Here is a 21,050-nt window from a genome sequence, read left to right on the forward strand (position 1 = left end):
CTCGGCGCTCCCCCTCATAATGCGGGCGCCCGGTAGAAGACGATTTCCCCGACTTCCGGGGTAACGGTCTGATAGGTTTGGTCCGCCGAATCATACATGACAATGCAGTTTCTGCCGTGTTTTTTTGCTTCGTACATAGCCATATCAGCCTGATTATACAGTTCCTCCGCGGTATCCGTTGATCCGCCCCGGAGTATATACATGCCGATACTGGCGGTTATATACGGCGCTGTGGGGGAATCCTCATGGGGAATCTGAAGATCAATAATCATCTGACGTATTTTCAGCGCCAGGCGGCGGGATTCACTTAAACGGTTTTCCGTCCAGAGAATAATAAATTCCTCCCCGCCTATCCGCGCGGCAAAAATATTCTCTTCCACGGCAAGCTGGTTCAGTACCTTCCCTATGGATTTGAGCGCCTCATCTCCGCTGGTATGGCCGTAGAAATCATTGTACGATTTGAAATGGTCCACATCCATCATAATAATACAGATCGTCTGCCGCACATGCTGGCATACGGAAGTATAAAATTTTACCGAATGGAAAAAATCACGGCGGTTGCTGAGACCGGTCAGTTCGTCGGTAATACTCGCTTCCTTAAAGCGGTTCCGCTCCTCCTCCAGCTTCTGGCCGGTGAGAATTTTGCTGATAAGCGCGTGGGCGATATTCCAGTTAAAAATAAATCCGGCAATCCCGGCAACCGAAGCGTTAACCACATCCACGGCCCATATCTCAGGGCGTTTATATGACATGGAAAGAATACTGAAGATCAGCACCGTGACGATATTCATCACGAGATTCCGCAGGGGAGTAAAAACAAACATCAGCTGCGAACAGACAAGGAAAATCATAAAGTTGATGGCATATTGGGTACCGACATTGAGGATGCCGATATAAATGCCGAAAAACATGAGCGCGGAAAAAAAACAGAGGAACCCGGCGTACACAAGCCACGGAGGGATGTTGTTTATTTTCCGCAGCCGTGATGCGGCGATAAAAATACAGAATTCCGCCAGCATGGTTCCGGTATAAAAGAAAAATTTAACGGTATTTTTTTCTATTAATAAGGGGAAAAAAGAATACAGTCCCAGCATGATTGCCGCAACGAGGCTTATAATCCTGAGGCTCGCAGCGTTGTGGCGCTGTATTTCCTTTTTGCAGGCCTCCAGAGAATCCATATCGAATTTATAGTATTTCCATAAACCGTATAGCCTGATAACAGACCTCCTCCTGGAATCAGCGTATGGATGCCGTTTTCCCGTTGCGCTATAGAAATTATATCAACGGTACCGTTAAAACCAACGTTTTAAAGAGAAAAATATGCCTTTTTACGATTTCTAATAGTATGTTACGAAAGATCCGGAATCCTCCGGTTTTTCATAGCGGCTGCTGATATCCCTGACGAGATCCAGGGCTTCTCCCCATTTTGAATCCATAGAGTTAATCAGGGCTATCTGGTTTCTGGCGCGGTCAAGATTGTGGCCCGGCCGGGCAATGCGGTAGTAGTGATCCCCTTCGAGGAAATCCGTCAGGAACCGCAGACCCATGATCTGGGTGATATTGCGGCCCGATTCCAGAAGCAGATCCCTTTCGCTCCGGGTCAGGAATTCCGCGGCGGCGGAAACGTACCCGTCCATGAGGGCTTCCAGGAAGCCCAGGTCGAATTCAACCTTGGAAAGATCCCGTTCGTCCTCTTCGGCCCGGGTGGTCACGGTTCTGATCAGGTCGCCCATATCGAAAAGACTCGTACCGGGCATTACCGTGTCCAGGTCCGTTACACAGAGGCCTTCGGAACTTCCGTCGTCGATGAGAATATTGTTCATCTTTGTGTCGTTGTGGCAGATCCGTTCCGGGATGAGGCCGTCCCGGAGAGCCCGGATGAGGGCTGCCCCCCGTTCCTCATTTTCCCGCATAAATGCGATTTCGGCTTGAACATCCTTAACGCGGTTATGCGCGTCCTTCGCGATGGCTTCGGAAAACCGGCGGTACCGCATTTCCATATTGTGGAAATCCGGGATGGTCTCATGGAGCCGGGGCCCGTCCAGATCGGCCAGCTGCTTCTGGAAGGCGCCGATGGTCGCCCCCAGGAAACGGGCTTCCTCCGGGGATTTCGCCAGTTCCAGCGTATGGGCGCCTTCAATAAAAAGATAGGTCCGCCACCACCCGCCTTCGTCGTCCCGGACCCAGGGCTTTCCGTCTTTGGAGGGAATAACCGTCAGGGTCCGACGGCTTGGGCCGGGGACTTCGGACCGGGTAAGTTTCTCCGCGATATGAGCGGTTACCCGCACAATATTGTCCATCACCTGGTCGGGATGGACAAATACGCTTTCATTGATCCGCTGGTGCAGGTACCGGACCCTGGTCCCCGCCTGATTCCACCGGGACATGAAGGTACTGTTGATATGCCCCGAGCCATAGGGTTTTGCGGTTTCAAAATCACCGTACAGCGCGAACCGGTCCAGGATATTGTACAGCAGAGACAGCGGATCCGTACCCATACTCAGCTCCAGAGTTTTGCCGGGTAAATTCCCTGGCTTACGAGATCGGCGATACGTTTGATTGCCGCTTCCCGGTCTTCTTTATAGGTGACCCCAAACCAGTGAGGGTCCGCTTCCAGGGACCGGATTTTAAGAAGATTATTTTTAATGAACCAGTCCGCCGCCATGGGCAGGTAGCATTCGCTCTTCGGCTGGTCTCCGGACTCAGCCAGGAAATCGCTGAAGTACCGTTCCATGTCAGGGAACACTTCCAGGGGGAAGCCCCAGAAATTCATGGAAACCGGCGTATCCGGAGCGAGTTCCCGCCTGCTGCCGTCCGGCGCGGTATTGAATATGCCTCCCGCTTCCCGCTCTATGGCCAAGAGTTCATTTACCGATGTGAGGTATCCGTCCCGGATTTCGCAGACTCCCCGGGCGACACTGCCCTTGGGGCTGAGGGTTCTTTCGAGTTTATACGGTACAATGGCCCCGTCCCGGACTTCCGGCCCGGAAAGGTATGATCCAATGGCGTCAAAGGCTTCTTTTCCGTAAAAATCATCGGCATTGAGCACGGCGAAAGGCGCGTCGATGGCATCCTTGGCGCACAGCAGGGCGTGGGTCGTTCCCCAGGGTTTCGTCCGGTTTACCGCCCGGGATTTTTCCATGATTTCCGGGGGAATAAGTTTATCCAGTTCCTGGAAGGCCACTTCGCAGTTAACCGATCCCTTCATCCGGCCCAGGACAATTTCCCGGAAGTCCTTTTCAATATCCTGGCGGATAACAAAAACAACCTTGGAAAACCCCGAACGCATGGCATCGAAAACGGAGTAATCCAGGAGGACTTCCCCGTTTGTACCGATCCGGTCCATCTGCTTAAGCCCGCCGTAACGGCTGCCCATACCTGCCGCCAAAACAACCAATACTGGTCCTTTCATAGCCACTCCCCTTGCATCTGTTTTACTAATGAGGGCATATAATATAAAATCATGCCCTCCATAAATTATATTATCAATAGCCGGGGAAGTAAAAAAGATGGACAAACGTGCAAAGAGCCTATAGTATTTCTCCATGGCCGAAAAATTGGGTTTATTTTTCAATGAAGAAGTTCAGCAGCTTATTGATAGTTTCGCGTATTGCTTTAAAGTAAAAATTACGGTTTTCTCCGCGGACATGGAGGAACTCATCGTCGGACTCCAGAATCCCGGTTCCCGGTTCTGCCGGATGGTACAGAAAAAACTGCGGCTCCGGTACCGGTGCTGCCGCCAGGATAAACTTATGTGTGAACGCTGCGGCGTAAAGCAGGAGCTCACGGTGTACCACTGCTACGCCGGGCTTTCGGAGGCGGTGGTTCCCATCGAACTGGAGGGCGCCCTCATCGGCTACGGTATGCTTGGGCAGCTCAGAACAAGTAAAACCCTGCCGGAGGAAATAAAAGATGCCTGGAAACGGGCCGGCCAGGAGCAGGATGTTCTGGAAGCGGCGTTTCTGGCGCAGCCGTTTTTTGACAAGCCCGCCCTGGATAATATGCTCCGGCTTTTCTCCATGCTCGTCGCCTATATCGTGACCCAGGAATACGTGAAGGTCCGCAGGCCCGGACTGGCGGAGAATGTTGTCCACTGGCTGGATGACCATATCACGGAAACACCGGACCTCGATACCGTGGCGGACGCCATGAACCGGAGCCGGTCCACGATTTCCCATACCTTAAAACGCCAGCTGGGGCTCAGTTTTAAGCAGCTGTACATTCTGAAGCGGATTCAGCGTTTTGAAAGTATTATCACCATGGAGCCGGATATTTCCATCCGGGAGGCCGCCGCCCGGGTGGGCTACGACGATCCCTATTATTTTTCCAGGATTTACAAGAAGGTCCGCCTGGCCGCTCCGTCGGTATTCATCAAGTCCATCCGGGATTCCCGGAGCGCCGAAGAAAAAATGGCGGAACCCTTCCAGAATACTTTGGATCTCGAACGGATGTCCCTGATGTGAGTGCGGGGGAGCACCGGGACTGACAAGCCGGAAAGTACCCGGGATTACTGGTACTGCGGGTACTTTCCGGCTTAACCGTCTCGGTACTGCCCGGTCGCGCGGGCTGCTCCCCCTCGCTCCAGCCTTGCCGTACCAGCTCTGGAGTTTTGCTCCGCAAAACTCCTAAAAGACTTGACGCCACAGGCGGCAAGTCTTACGCTACCCCCACTTCTGGTTCCTTGCCTCGGTCGCCTTTCCGGCGATGGTTCTGTGCCGCTCGTCTGCATGAACGGCGGGCAGCCCTATTGCGGGGAGGTTTATTTCAGTATTTCCCTGAGGAAATCAAGGATACTGTCCAGCTGTTCCGGGCGGCCGGGTTCTATTCCTATTTTGACTTTGCTGTCGCCGGCGAGGCCTTTTATAAGGAAGCTTTCCGACCGGAGGGTAAAAAAAGGGGTTTTCAGGTGCTTCAAAAAAATGAGCTCCCCCAGGGGGACCAGATTTTCAATAAACGCCACAGCAACGGGTCCGTCGAAGTGAATATAATACGCGAACCAGCCGCTTTCGGCGCAGAGGTCAGGGGATTTTTCCACTTCAATTATCTGCATAGGCAATTTCACGGACCGCCGCAACCAGGCGGTCCACGTGATCCTCGGGAGTCAGAGCCGAAACACTGGCCCGGATGGTTCCCCGGGGAGCGCCGATATGATCCATGATATACGGCGCGCAGTGGTACCCGGTCCGTACAGCAATATTATATCCTTCCTGGAGAATATACCCTACATCGGATGGGCTGAGGCCGTTGACGGTAAAACTTATAATTCCGCCGGAATCTCCCGGCGGACCGTACAGAGAAAGCCCCTTTATATTGAGAAGGCCTTCCCTGAGCCGCATAAACCGCTCTCCGGTCAGCCGGCGGACTTCATCCAGTCCTAGGTCCAGAATGAATGAAGCGCCGGCGTTGAGCCCGGCGATTCCCGGTATATTCGGTGTTCCCGGTTCAAAGGCGCCTGGACCGGAAGGAGCCATATTCCCGGGCTCCGTGCCGGTCCCCCCGAATTTAACCGGAACCAGCGGAACACCCTCACGGACAAAAAAGCCGCCCGTGCCCGCGGGGCCGAACAATGCCTTGTGTCCGGTAAATATCAGAATATCCGCGGAACAGCTGTCCCCTTGTACCGGCATAGCCCCGGCGGACTGGGCGGCATCCACCGCAAAAAGCGCCCCGCCGCGCCGGGCGATGGCTCCGATGGCGGCGATATCCTGAACGGCTCCGGTAACATTGGAGCAGTGGTTGACCACCACACAGGCGGTATCATGCCGCAGGGCGGCCTGTACAGCGCCGGGAGACACAAGACCGTCCCGGCCGCAGGGTACCATGGTAATATGCTTTTCCCCGTAGAGATTGTACAGCGGACGGAGCACGCTGTTGTGTTCCGAAGCGGTAATTACGATGTGGCGGCCTTGAAGTGCGAGGCCCCGGAATACGAGATTCGCCGCCTCAGTGGCGCCTGAGGTAAAAAATATCCGCCGGTGGTCGGAAACCCCCAGAAGCAGTCCGAGATTTTTCCGGCATTGATCCTGGACCGTTTCCCCGGTTTCGTAATTGCTGCGGCCGTTTTCCTGAGGAAGGGATCCGAGGCAGTCCGCCACCGCCTGGATAACTCCGGGCGGTTTTGGAAAGGTCGTGGCCGCGTTATTGAGATAAGCGGGGGAATACTCCGGGGAACGCCCCTGTAATCCCGCGGCCTTACGGTTCGACAATTTCAAATCCCATGATTCTGGACAGGGCCCGGAGCTTTTTCCGCTGGTCGCCGAATACCAGTACCTGATGGTGGCCGAAATCCATGACCGCGTGGAGAAAATCCCGGGCACGGTCCATTTCAATAAAATAATAAGGACTGCAGTAGGTCATTTTATATTCACTTGACAGTACCTTACCGGTCTTTACCAGCATCTTTGTGCCTGTGGGATCGAACCGAGCCAGGGTAACTTCCTCTTCGCGGTTCTGGGCAAAGTCAATCTGGATCTTGCCGCCGAACCCCTGTCCGGTAAAGGGATAAATTTTATAATCCAGTTTCTGGGCGTCGAAGCCGTTCATTTGGAGGCAGGGCACCGAATGATGAAGGGTAATAACTTCGTCGGTCTCATACAGAGGATTCCCCATAAAAGCCGGTTTGAGGCTGGTGTACATGAGAATGGTCATTGCGGTGAGGGCATTGAGATCCTCTTCACATCCGCTGGGCATGCCCCGGTCTTTGAGCAGGGAATGGGTTATACAGGGAACGAACCGCCGCGCCTGGGGTATCCGGGACCGGCAGAGCTCGACACATGCGGTTGAAAAGGCGTTGCATCCGAAGCGGTCCATCATTTCCTGTGCCGCGAGATAATATTTTAAATCCGAAGTAAGGTCGTCCTGGGTGAGTTTGTTTTCCTGGGACCCCTCCGCCAGTTCCCGGGCGAGGCGGCGGGCTTCGGTTTCGTCCGCCGAGTCCATGGCCGGGAAAATATCCGTATACGGTTTTTTGATTATTTCGATTCCGAACCGTGACCGGAGACCTTCCAGATCCCTGATGTTGCTTAACAGTCCCCAGGTAGGACTTTCGCCGGCGGTGAGGATCAGCGGCCTGGTCCGGGAAACCGCCTTCCGCACCCAGAGAAGGTGGAGCAGTTCATTCAATTCTTCCAGATCGATGGCATAATATCCTTCCCTGCCGATGGACCGCAGGTACGCGCAGATATCCGCCGCGCTCACCGCGTGGGTATAGGATATAACCGGTTTGCCGAACCGTTCAATTTTCGGAATGCGCTGGTTCATCACCATGATGCAGTCGGTTCCGGGCATATCTGTTTCGATTTCCCGGACTATGGCATCATCCACCACAAATGATTCAGTATAAGGAACAAACACCGGATCCAGGACTTTTACCTGGGGGATGAGCCGTTCCAGAATGGGTTTGTTTTTTTTGAATTTTTCCCGGGCGGTCTTGAGTTCCGCATCGGGCATCATTTCTTCCTTTATACCGCCCCGGCAGGGACCTTCCCAGAAATCGCTGTGCACGAGAATTCCCATAAGGGGTTTAACGCTGAGGGTTACTTCCATGGCGCTTGCAGGCATGGCGTGCTCCTTGTATCGGCTGTTTGCCAGGATAAAAAACAATCCTGATGATTCCGACTATACCGGACAATCCGGCTGAACGCTAACGGAAGATTACGGATTTTCTATGGTTTATTCAGGTTTGGGCAGCGGCGTCAGCCGGTACCGGCTTGGGGTGGTACCGGTCCGTTTTTTAAACGCCGCGTTAAAGCTGGAGAGGTTCGCGTAGCCGCAGGCGTAGCAGACATCGATCACCGCCATGTCCGTGGTGGCCAAAAGCAGGCAGGCGCTGTTGATGCGCACCATTTCGATATATTCGGCGGCGCCCATCTTCATTATTTTTTTGAAACATGAGCTGAAGTAAGTACGGCTCATGGCGCTTTGTTCCGCCAGCAGTTCCAGGTCCAGGGGTTCGTCGTAGTGGCGGCCGATGTACTCCACACTGGGCCGTATCCGCTGGTAGGTTCCCTGCAGCAGGAGAAGTTCCCCGCTTTCCATGTCCGCGGGCAGCAGCCGGTAAAACAAAGCCAGCAATTCCATCAGTTTCGCCTTGAGCAGAAGTTCGTACCCCTTTTCGCGGTGGAGCCATTCACGTTCCATATCAGCGAATAATCCATGGACCCGGTCCAGGGCGGATTGATCCAGGGAGGCCCGGTTCGAGCTTCCGGGACCGGCATAGTAGAACGGAAGCAGATATTCGTAATTTTCCGGATTCCCCTGCCATATAAACGCGGGATCAAAAATAATTATTTTCATCCTGAGGGAACCATCGGAAATGGCGATATGGCGCTCAAAATTGTTTATGAGAAATACATCCCCGCCGGCAAGGGGATACTCCCGGTCCTGGATATAGTTTATCCCCGTTCCCGCGGTGACCAGATTTATTTCCAGACAATCATGGATATGGAAATCCGGTTCCCGGAAAGCGCCCTTGGCATCCAGGATGGCAAAGGGAAGTTCCGGCGGAAGGTAAAAATCCTCTTTCCTAACCGCGTGTACGGGAATAGTGATCCTCCTGCAATGGCAAACAGGCGGAACCTGCCCGAAAGGCGGCGAGCCTTCCGGACCGGCTCCGGTGTTCTTTATTTCTAAAACGGCCGAATTGTTTTGTTCTTATTCGTCCGCGGCCTTGAGAAGTTTCACGAAGCCTTCGGCGTTCACATCCCCGAGGACCAGGGCTTCCAGGGCCGAGGGGAATGCGTTTATCACGGGGATTGGCATGGAACCCTGGAAGTGGCCGATGAGGAAGGGAGCCGCGGCCTGCTGCGCAACGATTTCAGCCTGCACGGGATCACTGAGTCCGTCGGTGTCAATATTAATGGCGAAGAGGGCTCCGGAGGAATTCGCCAGCTCCAGGAGCCGGCCGGGGTCGGTGATGTATTCAAAGAAAGCCTTAACCGCCGCTTCCTTGTCGGGGTTGGTCTGCTTGCCCGCGGCGAAATACGCGAGGATCGAAGTCACATACGCGCCGCCGTTCCGTCCCTGGTAGCTGAAGCCGGGACTGATGATGAGATTGTCGTACAGACCGGCGACACCTTCGGATTTGATCCGGCCCAGGATCCAGGTTCCGTTGGTGTAGATAGCCGCCCGTTCGTTGAAGAAATGGCCGTTTACCACACTGGCGTCGGCGCCCACCGCGTCGGATGAGGTGTTCCGGAACATCTGCCGCATAATGTCGGCGGCTGCTGCGAATGCGGGATGATCAAGACCGGTCCTGTACACATCCGGTCCTCCCACGGCTGCCACTGCGTAGGAATACCAGAGCATGGAGGTCCAGGCATTGTTGTTTGTCATCTGGGTGGTGGGGAATATTCCCCGGGCCTTGAGTTTGTCACAGGCGGCCCACAGTTCTTCGTATGAAGTCGGGACCTTGTCAACGCCGGCCTGCTGCAGAAGCTTGCCGTTCATCATAATCGGGACGATCGCCATTTCATAGGGGAAGGCATAGTTGATACCGTTAATCTGGGTTTCCTCTATGGCGTTGGCGGAAAACTTATTATACATGGCAGGAGCTTTGAGGAAACCCGTCATGTCCATCAGTTTTCCCGATGACGCAAACAGCTGCAGGTCCGCGAAGCTATCCAGGGTAAAGATGTCGGGAGCGTTGCCCGTGGCAATCTGGGTCCGGATCTTGTCCCGGTAGGCGTCGTAATCGGTTTGTTCCTCGACCTTAACCTCGTACTTACCGGCGTATTCCTGGTTGAATCCGGTAATCATCTTGCTGAATACCGGAGCCTTGCTGTCGGAACCCACCCAGATACTGGGGAAGCTCAAGGTCACCACTCCGCCGCTTCCGGCTGACTTGTCCCCTTTGCCGGAACATCCCGCCAGCATGATCAGGGCGAGGATCAGTATTCCAGAAACTACAAGCATTTTTTTCTTCATTATGCATCTCCTTTCTAATATATATTTTGGTTTTATTCCCGCTGTATTGCAGCGGAATAAACTCCAAAGCCCATCAGTAACCGTATTGGTTCTTTACCGTAAGAAAGAGATCCCTGTACGGAGACGCTGCCCGGAAAAAGACCGGCGCTCTCCCGATTTTTGCCGGCACCCGGTGGGACCCTTTCCCGAATTGTCCGCCGGTCCAAAGGAAGACCCAATCGTCACCGGGGAGCCAAACCCGCCAGTCTTCTCTGCCCGCCTCCAGCACCGGCGCCACCAGCAGATCCCGGCCGAAGAGATATTCGGTCTGGATGGTCCAGGCATCGGGTTCATCTTCATAGTGCAGGAACAGCGGCCGCTGGGCGGGAAGTCCGATGCGGGAATTCTCCGCCACCAGATCTTTGATGTAGGGTTTGAGCAGCACATGGATGCGGGTCATATCCGCGAACTGTTCCATGGTTTCCCCGTCGTCGTAAAACTGGAAATTCGTGTCCGGGCGGTTGCCCTCATGGGTGCGCATCACCGGGGTAAAAACCGCCATCTCGGCCCAGCGGAGGAATAACTCTTTAGTGCGGGTATTGTCAAACAGAGAAGTATACCCCCCTATGTCACTGTGGCTCAGACCGCAGCCGCTCATGCCGGCGCTCAGCGCCGCCGTAACCGTGGTCCCCAATCCGTCATGGCGGGAGAAGTCCACGCTCTGGTCCCCGGCCCAAAGCAGGGGACACCAGCGCTGGCTCCCGGTGGCACCGGCACGCATAAAGAAAAAAACTTTTCCGACGGTCCCGGCCGCCTCCATGGCGTCGTAATTGCACTTTGCCCACAGGGCCGGCCACCGGTTGTGCTCAAGCATGGGAGAGATACCGCTGTGGAGTTTCATGTCCGTGGGGAGGTATTCACCGAAATCGGCCATCCAGCCCTCGGCGCCGAAATCGATAATTTCCCTGATGATACACTGCTTGTACCATTCATACGCGTCGGGATTGGTCAGGTCTATTACTCCGCAGTAGAACTCACCGAAATCAACCAGGTAATCGCCGCCGTCTTCCGCCGTTGCGAAGTACCCCTTCGCTTTTGCCTCACGGTACAGGTCGCCGTCGTTTACCAGGAATGGGTTGTTGTACACCAGAAAACGGATTCCCTTTTCACGGTATTCCCTGATTTTCTCCGGAAGCCCGGGGTACATTTTTTCATTCCAGTGCCAGTCCCACTGAAGACGGCGGCCGAAGGATGTTTCCCGTTTGCCCGCCCAGTCTTGGCACCATACGCCGGAGACAAGGATGCCGTTCCTTACCGAACGGTCCACAAGACGGAAGGCGCGGTCCGTGCCGCCCTGCACTCCCAGGATGGCGCCGTCATGGACCCATTCCGGCAGTTCCGGCTGGCGGCCGAAGAAGGCGGTAAGTTTTTCCAGCAGGGAAACCATGGTATCGGCGGCCTCTATGCGGATCCGGGCGGGCACAGCCCAAAACTGCAGTTCATGGAAATCATCGTTCCGGAAGTCGAAGTCCGCGTAAGCGGTGCAGTCCGCGTCAAGGTAATAACGCCTGGAAGAAACAAAAGTCGGCTGGGGATAATTGGTATGGTAGTAATCGCCGCCGGCTTTGTTCTCCACATCCGACCGCCAGGTCACGTAGGTGGTCTTGTCCCTGCCGACCCCGGGTTCACTGGTCCACAAAGGAAAATGACGGCCACGGAGGTTGAAGTAGGACATCTGTTCCCCGCAGCCGTAGCAGGTTTCATTCTGTTCCGCGGGAACCCGCAGCCAGAAACGGTTGATGCCCGGATTCCCGGATTCGAAGAAAATTTCAGCGTTGTCCCCGGCCAGAACGATCCGGGCCTGTATCTCACAGCCGAAGCTGCAAACCCAGGCGGCGCCATCCTTCTCAATATCCGTAAGCTCCAGGGGCCGCCGCTCGGTAACGTAATCCTCAATGGAAAAGTTTCCCCGGTACATGTCCATAGTCTCATGGCCCTTCCCGATAAAAATCATGGGGAAGTTTTTATCATGCCGGAGCAGGACCGCCCCGTTCCGGGAAAGGGTAAATCCGTTTTGGTGTTCAGCAAATTCCATATAAAACTCCGTACCGTTGTTCCATCTCTGCGATGGTTACTATTCTTTTTTCCGCGGCGCTTTGTTCCGCGGCGAGGGCGACCAGGGTACTGTTGAGTCCGGTACACAGATCCGTATAGGGCTGCCTGTTTTCCCGGATACATTGCGCCAGTTCCCTGAGGGAAGGAATAATGTCCTCCGCGTGGGCTTCGCAGTTTTCCCTGAGAAAGGAAATCCGTTCCTCGTTCATGCATTCCCGGTCCCAGAAATAAAGATCGTCGTCCCGCATTTCCATGCGGCCCCGGTCTCCCAGAAGACCGACTTCCAGAGCGTGGAGATGTTTCTGACCTTTTTTCTCCGGGGAGAAGAGACAGAGGGAAAGCATGGCCCGGATTCCGTTTTCATACTCCACCGTAACGAAGGCGTTATCCAGGACATCGGTGGCGGCGTAAATGGTTTTGTTGTCTCCGCTGGCGTACACCGAAACGGGCTTTGCCCGGGCAATCATATTAAAGAGATCGAAATGGTGGCAGTTTTTTTCAAGCAGAGTCCCGCCGGAATATTTCTTCTGAATGATCCAGTCCGGGGTACTCCCTTCTTTCTTGAGGAAAGGATGGCGGAATTCGTGGCACCAGACCATCCGGAGATTACCGAGCCGTTCCTGCTGTTCCCGCATACGGACGATCAGGTTCGAGTACCGGAGTTCAAAGCCCACCTGGACAATACGGGGACACCGCTTCCAGGCATCGATGATTCGCCGGCACCCTTCCACGGTAGTAGCCATGGGTTTCTCAAGACGGAGATGCTTGCCGGCGTCCAGGCAGGCCGCGGCCATTTCCTCATGGAGAAAATCCGGAGTCACAATTACCGCGAGATCGAAATCGGCTTTATCCAGCAGTTCCCGCCAATCCGTATAGGATTCGACGGTCTGCCCTTTTGATTTGAACCATTCCACGGCGCGGACGAGATTGGGTTCATGGTTGTCGCAGACCGCGGTTATTTCAAAATCATCCACCGCGGAAAAACAGTTTCGTATCTGGGCGAAACCCATCATACCCAGTCCGATGACGGCGGTCCGTATTCTTTCCATATTAACGCAGCACTCCCATGGGCGGCTCCGCCACGTAACTTGCCAGGATCAGCTTCGCGTCCCCGTGGCGCTGGAAAAACGAAGCCGGGACAAACCGGCTCACATCACCCAGGAGGATTTTGCGGACAATCCCCTTCTGCCATTGGCGGTTGAGGTAGAACCGGATTTTTTTTGCTGAAAGTATTTCCTTCATACCCACGGTAACGCAGGTCCGGGGAATGTAGTCGATGTATCCGTTGGCGGCGGTGACTGCGTTGATGGTACGGGTTTCCCTGGTAAGGGTGAGAACCCTGGTCGGCAGAGCGGCAAACTCCTCATCGGTGATGTGCTCATCCGGCTCCGGGGGTTCGTTAAAAGCAATATGTCCGTTGATACCGATGCCGCCGTAGGATACATCCACGCCGCCGAGTTTTTCTATGAGTCTGCCGATTTCATCTTCGCGGCCGGGCCGCGGAAAAATCCGCTGCGACTCGGGAATGTTCAGGTCCGGTTCCATGTGCCGGTAGAATTCCCGGTTCATAAATCCTTCAAAACTGAGCGGATGGTCCTCCGGTACGGCCCTGCCGTCACCACCGAGATATTCATCCATGTTGATGAACCACGTGTTTTTCAGGGAAATCCTGTTCCGGCTGCAGAGCCAGGAGAGTCTCCGGTACTGGCCGATGGGCCCCACGGGGACAATAAAAACCGTGGGTTTTCCGAACTGTTCATTTTCGGAAATATGGGAAACCATATCCAGCGCCATGTGGTAGTATATGTCATCTTCGGTGTCTACAATCTCAATGGGGATCTTCGACCGTTCCCACAGTTCTTCCGCGCCCACGTGTTCAAAGGTCTGCATTTTCTTCTCCTCTCTGAATTATTTCTTCTCCCCGTATAAGCTCCGTGAGGCGGCCCCGGGGATCCAGTATGTTCAGCCGGGCTTCATAACCTTTTTCCACGGCGCCCTTCCCTTCAAGGCCAAGGAGCCGGGCCTGGCTGCCCGAAGCCATATAGACCGCGTGTTCCGCCGGAACACTGTATTCCCCGATCAGGCGCTCCACCATTTTGTTAATGGGCGTCACACTGCCCGCGAAGGCGCTGCGGTCGGGAAGCACCGCGATACCGTCCAGTACATCAACGGCGACTCCGTCATCCTCAGCCCCGAGCATGTATCGTCCGGGAATTAGCCCTGTAGCGCGCATGGCATCCGATACGAGGCAGATCCTTTCATACCCCTTGCATTGGTAAATAAGTTTGAACAGCTCCCGGGGGATATGCCAGCCGTCGGCGATGACCTCCGCGGTAAGCCCCGGCTCTGTAAGGGCGATCTCCGTGAGGCCCGCGTATTTCCGGTAATCCCCTGCACGGCGGCCGGCCATGGAAGAGCAGCAGTACAGGTGGGTAACGCCCCGCATTCCCGCGTCCATGGCTTTGTACACTTCCGGCGCCAGGGCGTTGTCATGGCCGCCGAATACCGTGATACCAAATTTCGTGCAGAATGAAATAAAATCCGCCGCGCCGGGAATATCCGGCGCCACGGTGATAAGTTTTATGGTCTTCCGGTACTGTTCAATAAAATCTTTATCTTCCGCCGCCGGCGCGCGGATAAACTCGGTTTGCTGGGCGCCGGCGTTTCCCGCCGAAAGATATGGGCCTTCCACATGGACGCCCAGGACATCCACCGGGACCGGCGGCGAGTAATCTTCCAGCGCGGAGAATACCGCCCTGATCCGGTCCAGAGGGGCGGTCATGGTGGAAAACAGGAATGAACCAACACCGCGGGAAAAATGGTGCCGCGCTATGGCGTCGAAGGCTTCACTCCGGGCATCCATGGTATCGAAACGCTTGGCCCCGTGGTTATGAATGTCGATAAACGCGGGGCAAAGAAAAGCCCCTTCCCGGTCGGCTGTCTGGCCTGGCCCCCGGCGGTATCTGTCCATGGGGCCTGTTTCGAGAATGGTATTGCCAACGATACGGACGTAGCGCTTGTCCAGGCGCGAGGCGTTTGAAAGTACCGCAACGTTGATAATATCCAGCATCTATGGTCTTTCCTTATTCATCCTTTTACAGCGCCGCTGGTCAGGCCGGATATAACCTGTTTCTGGAACAGAATGTATCCGAGCACACTGGGTATGATGGCTATCACAATGGCGGCGTACATGGAAACGTAATCTGTGGTGAACTGGTTGGTAAAATACCGTATCCCGATCTGGATTGTTTTATTCTGGGGTGAACTGGTAAGCAGGTTAGCGTAGACAAATTCGTTCCAGCAGGTAAGGAACTGGAAGGTCCCCGCGGTAACCAGCCCGGTTTTTGACAGAGGCAGTACAATACGGAAAAACCGGCCGAAAAAACCGCAGCCGTCAATGTACGCGGCTTCCTCAATTTCTCCCGGCAGAGAATCCATAAAGCCCCGGATAATAAAGGTTGAAATGGGAAGGCCGATGGCGGCGTACAGTATGCGCAGAGAATTCAGCGAATCCAGAAGCCCTATCCGGCTGAAGATGGTAAAATACGGAACCATCAGCGCGTTGAGAGGAACCATAATCCCGGCGGAGAATAAAAGGAAGATAATTTCTCTCCCTTTAAATCTGAACCTGGACAGGGGGTACGCCGCCATGGACGCCACCAGGAGATTGACCGCCACCGCGGCCACCGAAACCGTTATGGAATTAAAAATCATCCTCCCGAGGTTCGCCTGGTTAAAGGCGTTCACGTAATTACGGAACTGGAACACCGCGGGAAATGAAAAAGGATCAGCGAAATATTCGGCGTTGGTTTTTAATGAAGTAATAAAAAGCCAGAGCAGCGGAAAGAGGGTATACACCGCGAAAAACAGAATGAGGAACCACTTAATCAGGAAGAACACAATTTTTGAGGGTGTGTATTTGCGGTATGAATTGCCGGCGCCTGCGGCTGCTGATTGAACCATGCGGCCCTCCTTAATCGTCATTGCGGCGGCCCAATGAAAAGGCCACCCGGATCAGAGCGATAACCACCACGCCGGTGAGGATAAGCATCATGCTGGAAGCGTTCGCCCCTCCGTAGTTGTTGTTCCGCATCTGGTTGTACAGAAACAGGACCAGTACCGAAGTACGGTTCGCCGGTCCGCCGTTGGTAAGAAGGTATACCTGCTCAAAGGTTCGGAGTCCGAACACCGCGGCCAGGGTAATACAGGTCAGCAGGGCGTACCGGATAAAGGGAATGGTTATATGCCGGTCCATCTGGAGCCGGTTCGCGCCGTCTATGGTGGCGGCTTCATAATAGCTTTCATCAATGGTGGTAATACTGGCCATCATGATAACCATGTAATACCCAATGTAGAGGAGACCGTACACCAGCACACAGAAAAAAGCGGTGGACGGATCACCGAGCCAGTTTCTCGTATGCGCTCCGAGGCCGACCGCCCGGAGAATGCCGTTCAGCAGTCCGAATTCGCTGTTGTACACGGAACTCCACAGGGTGGCGATGGCAATTCCTGAAATTACCTGGGGGAGAAAATATACGGTGCGGAAAAATTTCCATCCCTTGGGTTTTTTGGATAATAGCAGCGCCATGAGGAGCGCCAGCGGAACCTGTATGAAACAGGCCGCCAATGCCCAGATAACATTGTTCCGGATACTTCTCCAGAACACAGGGTTGGCGAAATTTCTGGTGTAGTTGGAAAACCCCGTAAACTCCGCGTCGCTGATACCGTTCCATTTAAAGAAACTCATGAATCCTACGGATCCGATGGGGATAACATAAAACACGATAAACAGGAACAGAGCCGGAAGCAGAAACAGAATTATTCCGGGAGTGTCCTTCAATCTTGCTTTCATTGTATATGTATCTCCTTTTTAAAAAAATTCACCGGCCCCTAATCAAGCCCCGCGGGGTTAATACACCGGTTTTCGCCGAGCAGTCCCGGGTGAACTCCCTGACTGGTCAGCTGGGTCCGTTCGGGATGGGCGATCATCCATTTGTTGAATTTGAAAAGCAGCCGGGATTCGGGGTCCCCCTCAGGGGAGGCCGCGGCGGAAATCCCGTCTTCCAGGGGAAGGTTCGTTCCCCGGGGCAGCACGATAATCATCTTGAACCCCTCACGCCGGGCCGCGCAGGGGGAAAGATGGAGAACCAGGGGATCCAGCACAAAGACCGCTCCCCGGGGGATGTAAAAAACAGAAGCCGCGGAAGTGTCGCAGGTATCGAAGTTCCGCAGGGCAGTATAGGGACATAGAAAGAGTACGCTTTCGGTAACCGCCGCGCAGAGCTCCGGTGTTTTATGGTACTCCAGGCCGTTCATTGTCCGGTTGGGACCGTTGCAGTATCCCACCTGGACGGGCATGCCGCCGAATACTGGAACAAAATTTCTGACACAGGCAAGGGCCTCAAATTCCGGTACCCCCGGAACGTATACATTGCCTTCGGGATTGACGGAAGTCGTCCTGTCCGCCAGTTCCAGGAGTTCCTCCGCCCTGAGCCCATCCAGAATCCGGCCGTACGCGGCAAAGGCCGGATCATCAAGAGGCAGTATAGCGGTCCCGGGATTAGCCGCGGCCAAGGCGGCAGGCACGGAATAATTAATTGTCACACTTTCATTAACCATATCAGAACTCCCTTGGTTTTACAGAAACAGCATGAAACATCCGGTTGCGAGCAGCATGGCGAAAACCACGACGGAAAAAATACGCTCATCCAGTTTGTCGTGGACCTTTTCCCCGACAACGATTCCCGCGATTACAAAAGGAACCAACGCCCCGGTTGTTCCCGCGATGGAGGGCGTTACCGCGCCTTCAATAAGATAGGTGACGATGATCACCGTATTGAGGGTTGCCCACAGCAGGCACAGGGTCGCCCGGAATTTACCCTTGTCCGGGAGCGCCCGGGACGCGTAGATAACCGCCAGGGGGCCGCCGGAGGAAAACATCCCGTGGACGATTCCGCCGCAGACGAGTATCGCGTAATACGGAATCGCCGCCGCTCCCCGGGGCAGATCCCGGCTGAGAGGTTTATCCCTGCGGACAAGCCGGACGCACAGCTGCCACACGGAAACAACAATGATGAAAACCGCGAGGATTCGTTTCAGAATCAAAACATCAAAGACCCGGAATAAGTACATACCCGCAGGAAGGCCGATCAGCATACAGCCGCAGATGACGGCGTACTGCTTGAAATCAATCATCTTCCGTTTGGTTATAACAATGTACAAGGCCAGGATCCACGCCAGGATAGTAATCACGATAACACCCTGCCGCATACCAAGCAGGGCGGTTACAAAAGGCATGGCCAGGACCGAGCAGCCGAACCCGGTGACCGCTTCCAGCGCGTGGGTGAAAAAAACCACCACCCCCGAAACCAGAATAGAGATCAGCATTTTTTCTCCAGGAAAGGATAGATAGTTTCCTTTGACGCCGGAGGCAGCTGGTTGAGCATTTTCGGATCCGAAAAGGAACGGCTGAAATGGGAATCGATTTCTCCGGCGGAGATGGTTACCCCAAGATCCCTGAAATTTTCCGGCATGGCCATATCCCGCATCATGGCAGCGATCATCTTCCGCAGAGCCGCCGTAAGTTCCCGTTCATTCTTACTATCAGGATGAAACCGGGCGCTGATCCGTGCGAGGCTTGCGGCGGTATCCGCGTTTTCCAGAGCCAGATCGAAAACGTCCAGCAGGGTAAAGGCGCAGGCCGCCCCGTGGGGAACGTGCCAGTCCTCACTGAGAATAAACGAAAGGGCGTGGCCCGCGGCGGTTCCGGTTATATTAAAGGCGGTCCCCGCCATGCAGGAGGCGGCCAGCATTTTCCGGTTTACCGCCATGAGTTCCCCGGGATCGGGTCTCATGCCGTCCCGGATCTGTACCGCGTGGGCGTACGCCCGGGGAAGCCAGGTGAGCACTTCAGCCGCGGCGTCCTCGGCGATTGCCCGGGTATGGTCCGTGGCATTTTTGTTCCAGATGGATTCCAGGGAATGGTCCAGAGCGTCGAAACCCGTGGCCGCGCACAGCCGGGGCGGCACACTGTTAAGGAACGAACCGGACAGAACCGCGCTTTTCGCCATCATCAGCGGAGACCCCAGGGTATGCTTCCGGCCTTCGGGGGATGTGTACACCCCGACCTTGGTAACCTCGGAGCCGGTCCCCGCGGTGGTGGGAATAAGTACCAGGGGAATGGATTGTTTGGTGATGGTCCTTGCCGGCGCCGCGCCGAGATAGTCCGTCAGCGTCCCGCCGTTGGCGGCCAGCATAGCCAGGGCCTTGGCGGAGTCCAGGACACTGCCGCCGCCGATACCCAGGATGACCGACGCCCGCCGGACCGCCGGCTCCCCCGCCATGACCATAATGTCATCGGTCCGCGGGTTGGGTTCCACCCGGTCGGATACGGCCAGGGAGCAATGTTTGCCCAGGGCTTCGAGAAGCCGGTCCCGTTCTTCCAGGGGCGTCCCGTCAATGACCGCCGCAACCCGAAGAACGTCGCCGGAATCCGCGGGAATCCCGGCGCTCTCCCGGAGTATTGCAGCCAGATCATCCGTTTCTATCCGGTCGAAATCATACACCGAAACCGGAGTATCCAGTTTCACGTTCATTTGAAATTTTCCTCTTCCAGGGCTTTGACCTGCTCAAAGGCATTGGCCAGGAAATCGTGTTTGAACTCCATCTTCTGGGTGAATTCCATGGAAAGCCAGGCATCCACGATTTCGCAGCCCACGAAGGGAGCGGTGATCCAACCTCCCAGGGTAATCACATTGGCGTTGTTGACGATCTTCGCCCGCTCGCCGCTGAAGACATCATCCACCACGCAGGCGTACACGCCTTTGAATTTGTTCGCCGCAATGGCCATTCCCTGGCCGGTTCCGCAGACCAGAATTCCCCGCTCCGCAGAACCTTCCTGGATCGCCTTGGCAACCTTGGGGGCCTGCACGAAATACGGCTGGGGTTCGGCATCCGACGGGATACCGTAATCAGTGACCTCATGGCCCTTTTCCCGGAGGTGTTTTACTATTTCCTGCTTCAGGGGGAAACCCGATAAATCCGACGCGATAACAATTTTCATACCCTTCTCCTTTTAGTGGGGACTGCGGTCCGGTCAGGCGAAAAGACCCATTGCCTTTCCGGCAATATCCGCCGCGGTCAGTTTGAAATGCTGCTGGAGCCAGTCCTGAGTGCCGACCTCCCCGAACACGTCCCTGATGCCGACCATAGCCACCGGCGTCGGCCGTTCCTCGGCGAGGAGTTCAGCCACGGCCCCGCCCAGGCCTCCCGCGGTCTGGTGGTTTTCCGCGGTAACGATCCGGCCGGTTTTGGCGGCGTACTTTAGAACCAGCTCCCGGTCCAGAGGTTTGACAGTGAGGATGTCGATCACCGCGGCGCTGAACCCTTTCTCTTTGAGCAGTTCCGCCGCCTTGAGCGCCTCGGGTACCATGATCGCGCCCAGGGCTATAATAGTCACATCGTTTCCGTCCTTAAGAACTTTGCCTTTGCCAAGCTCAAATGATTCATCCGCCGGATACAGGGAAGCCACGGGCTTCCGGTGGAGCCGCATGTACACGCAGCCGTAGTGCGCGGCGCTCGCTTCAACAAGTTTCTCCAGGGAAACCGGATCCGAAGGTTCGATAATCGTCAGCCCCGGAACGAGGCGCATCATGCCAATATCCTCAAAGGGCATGTGGGTTCCGCCGTTGAAAGCCGCGGAAATCCCCGGATCGGTACCGGTAAGTTTTACATTAAGCCGCGCGTAATTCGCAGAAAGGAAAAACTGATCGAAGGTTCTCCGGGAGGCGAAACAGCCGAAAGTCGCGGCAAAGGGAATTTTCCCCGCGGCGCTGAGTCCCGCGGCGACGCCGACCATATTGGCTTCGGCAACCCCCACGTCGATCCCGCGTTCCGGGAACGCCGTTTTAAAGGGCATGGTTCCGGATGCCCGCATGAGATCCGCTTCAAGTATCACAATGTCCCTGTTTTTTTCGGCAAGCCCCTGGAGGGTTTCGCAGTAGACTGCCCGCATTTCTTTGTCTGCCATGGTG

Annotated in this window: 20 protein-coding genes; 1 reads left to right on the plus strand and 19 read right to left on the minus strand. The window is 55.1% G+C overall.

Annotated elements, in window-relative coordinates:
* Positions 1–14 precede the first annotated feature (14 nt).
* The 3 genes from JFL75_RS11315 to JFL75_RS11325 form a co-directional block, all read right to left on the minus strand.
* On the minus strand, positions 15–1,178 hold the full coding sequence (locus JFL75_RS11315; RefSeq protein WP_215626795.1) for a GGDEF domain-containing protein: 1,164 nt from the start codon (positions 1,176–1,178) through the stop codon (positions 15–17).
* A gap of 159 nt (positions 1,179–1,337) precedes the next feature.
* Positions 1,338–2,498 carry a phosphotransferase enzyme family protein gene (locus tag JFL75_RS11320; protein WP_215626796.1) on the minus strand — a complete coding sequence of 387 codons (1,161 nt, stop codon included), beginning with the start codon at positions 2,496–2,498 and terminating at the stop codon, positions 1,338–1,340.
* 2 nt (positions 2,499–2,500) lie between these two features.
* The gene (locus JFL75_RS11325) at positions 2,501–3,412 is read right to left on the minus strand and encodes a nucleotidyltransferase family protein (RefSeq protein ID WP_215626797.1); all 912 of its coding nucleotides are present in this window, start codon (positions 3,410–3,412) and stop codon (positions 2,501–2,503) included.
* A gap of 133 nt (positions 3,413–3,545) precedes the next feature.
* On the opposite strand from JFL75_RS11325, the gene JFL75_RS11330 reads away from it, so the two are divergent.
* A complete protein-coding gene (locus tag JFL75_RS11330) occupies positions 3,546–4,463 on the plus strand; it encodes a PocR ligand-binding domain-containing protein (protein ID WP_215626798.1) in 918 nt (305 codons plus the stop codon).
* 296 nt (positions 4,464–4,759) lie between these two features.
* Here the strand turns inward: JFL75_RS11330 and JFL75_RS11335 are convergent, their stop codons facing one another.
* The 16 genes from JFL75_RS11335 to JFL75_RS11410 form a co-directional block, all read right to left on the minus strand.
* Entirely contained in the window at positions 4,760–5,050 is a 291-nt protein-coding gene (locus tag JFL75_RS11335) for a hypothetical protein (protein WP_215626799.1), read from the minus strand.
* Positions 5,037–6,206 (minus strand): aminotransferase class V-fold PLP-dependent enzyme, encoded by a 1,170-nt coding sequence (locus JFL75_RS11340; RefSeq protein ID WP_215626800.1) that lies wholly within the window; start codon positions 6,204–6,206, stop codon positions 5,037–5,039. Before JFL75_RS11340 ends, JFL75_RS11335 begins: the two co-directional genes overlap by 14 nt.
* Entirely contained in the window at positions 6,193–7,560 is a 1,368-nt protein-coding gene (locus JFL75_RS11345; protein ID WP_215626801.1) for a hypothetical protein, read from the minus strand. Before JFL75_RS11345 ends, JFL75_RS11340 begins: the two co-directional genes overlap by 14 nt.
* Before the next feature lie 111 nt (positions 7,561–7,671).
* Positions 7,672–8,625 (minus strand): AraC family transcriptional regulator, encoded by a 954-nt coding sequence (locus JFL75_RS11350; protein ID WP_349629703.1) that lies wholly within the window; start codon positions 8,623–8,625, stop codon positions 7,672–7,674.
* A 27-nt stretch (positions 8,626–8,652) separates the two neighbouring features.
* Entirely contained in the window at positions 8,653–9,924 is a 1,272-nt protein-coding gene (locus JFL75_RS11355) for an ABC transporter substrate-binding protein (RefSeq protein WP_215626804.1), read from the minus strand.
* Between the two features lie 73 nt (positions 9,925–9,997).
* The gene (locus JFL75_RS11360) at positions 9,998–11,998 is read right to left on the minus strand and encodes an alpha-glucosidase (protein ID WP_215626805.1); all 2,001 of its coding nucleotides are present in this window, start codon (positions 11,996–11,998) and stop codon (positions 9,998–10,000) included.
* Positions 11,985–13,067, minus strand: coding sequence for a Gfo/Idh/MocA family protein (locus tag JFL75_RS11365; protein WP_215626806.1), 1,083 nt, complete (start codon positions 13,065–13,067; stop codon positions 11,985–11,987). The genes JFL75_RS11360 and JFL75_RS11365 overlap by 14 nt, the downstream gene beginning before the upstream one ends.
* A gap of 1 nt (position 13,068) precedes the next feature.
* Positions 13,069–13,908, minus strand: a complete 840-nt coding sequence (locus tag JFL75_RS11370; protein WP_215626807.1) for a 6-phosphogluconolactonase — start codon at positions 13,906–13,908, stop codon at positions 13,069–13,071.
* Entirely contained in the window at positions 13,895–15,088 is a 1,194-nt protein-coding gene (locus JFL75_RS11375; protein WP_215626808.1) for an N-acetylglucosamine-6-phosphate deacetylase, read from the minus strand. Before JFL75_RS11375 ends, JFL75_RS11370 begins: the two co-directional genes overlap by 14 nt.
* 17 nt (positions 15,089–15,105) lie before the next feature.
* A complete protein-coding gene (locus JFL75_RS11380; RefSeq protein ID WP_215626809.1) occupies positions 15,106–15,981 on the minus strand; it encodes a carbohydrate ABC transporter permease in 876 nt (291 codons plus the stop codon).
* Between the two features lie 10 nt (positions 15,982–15,991).
* A complete protein-coding gene (locus JFL75_RS11385; protein ID WP_215626810.1) occupies positions 15,992–16,870 on the minus strand; it encodes a carbohydrate ABC transporter permease in 879 nt (292 codons plus the stop codon).
* 38 nt (positions 16,871–16,908) lie between these two features.
* Complete coding sequence (locus JFL75_RS11390) at positions 16,909–17,637, minus strand: DUF4867 family protein (protein WP_215626811.1); 729 nt, start codon at positions 17,635–17,637, stop codon at positions 16,909–16,911.
* Positions 17,638–17,655: 18 nt separating this feature from the next.
* Positions 17,656–18,405, minus strand: coding sequence for a sulfite exporter TauE/SafE family protein (locus JFL75_RS11395; RefSeq protein ID WP_223292631.1), 750 nt, complete (start codon positions 18,403–18,405; stop codon positions 17,656–17,658).
* Positions 18,399–19,613, minus strand: a complete 1,215-nt coding sequence (locus tag JFL75_RS11400; RefSeq protein ID WP_215626812.1) for an iron-containing alcohol dehydrogenase — start codon at positions 19,611–19,613, stop codon at positions 18,399–18,401. The genes JFL75_RS11395 and JFL75_RS11400 overlap by 7 nt, the downstream gene beginning before the upstream one ends.
* The gene (locus JFL75_RS11405; protein ID WP_215626813.1) at positions 19,610–20,080 is read right to left on the minus strand and encodes an RpiB/LacA/LacB family sugar-phosphate isomerase; all 471 of its coding nucleotides are present in this window, start codon (positions 20,078–20,080) and stop codon (positions 19,610–19,612) included. Before JFL75_RS11405 ends, JFL75_RS11400 begins: the two co-directional genes overlap by 4 nt.
* Before the next feature lie 33 nt (positions 20,081–20,113).
* On the minus strand, positions 20,114–21,046 hold the full coding sequence (locus tag JFL75_RS11410; protein ID WP_215626814.1) for a transketolase family protein: 933 nt from the start codon (positions 21,044–21,046) through the stop codon (positions 20,114–20,116).
* Between the last annotated feature and the right edge of the window lie 4 nt (positions 21,047–21,050).

The sequence above is a fragment of the Breznakiella homolactica genome (assembly GCF_016616095.2).
GTDB classification, from domain to species: domain Bacteria; phylum Spirochaetota; class Spirochaetia; order Treponematales; family Breznakiellaceae; genus Breznakiella; species Breznakiella homolactica.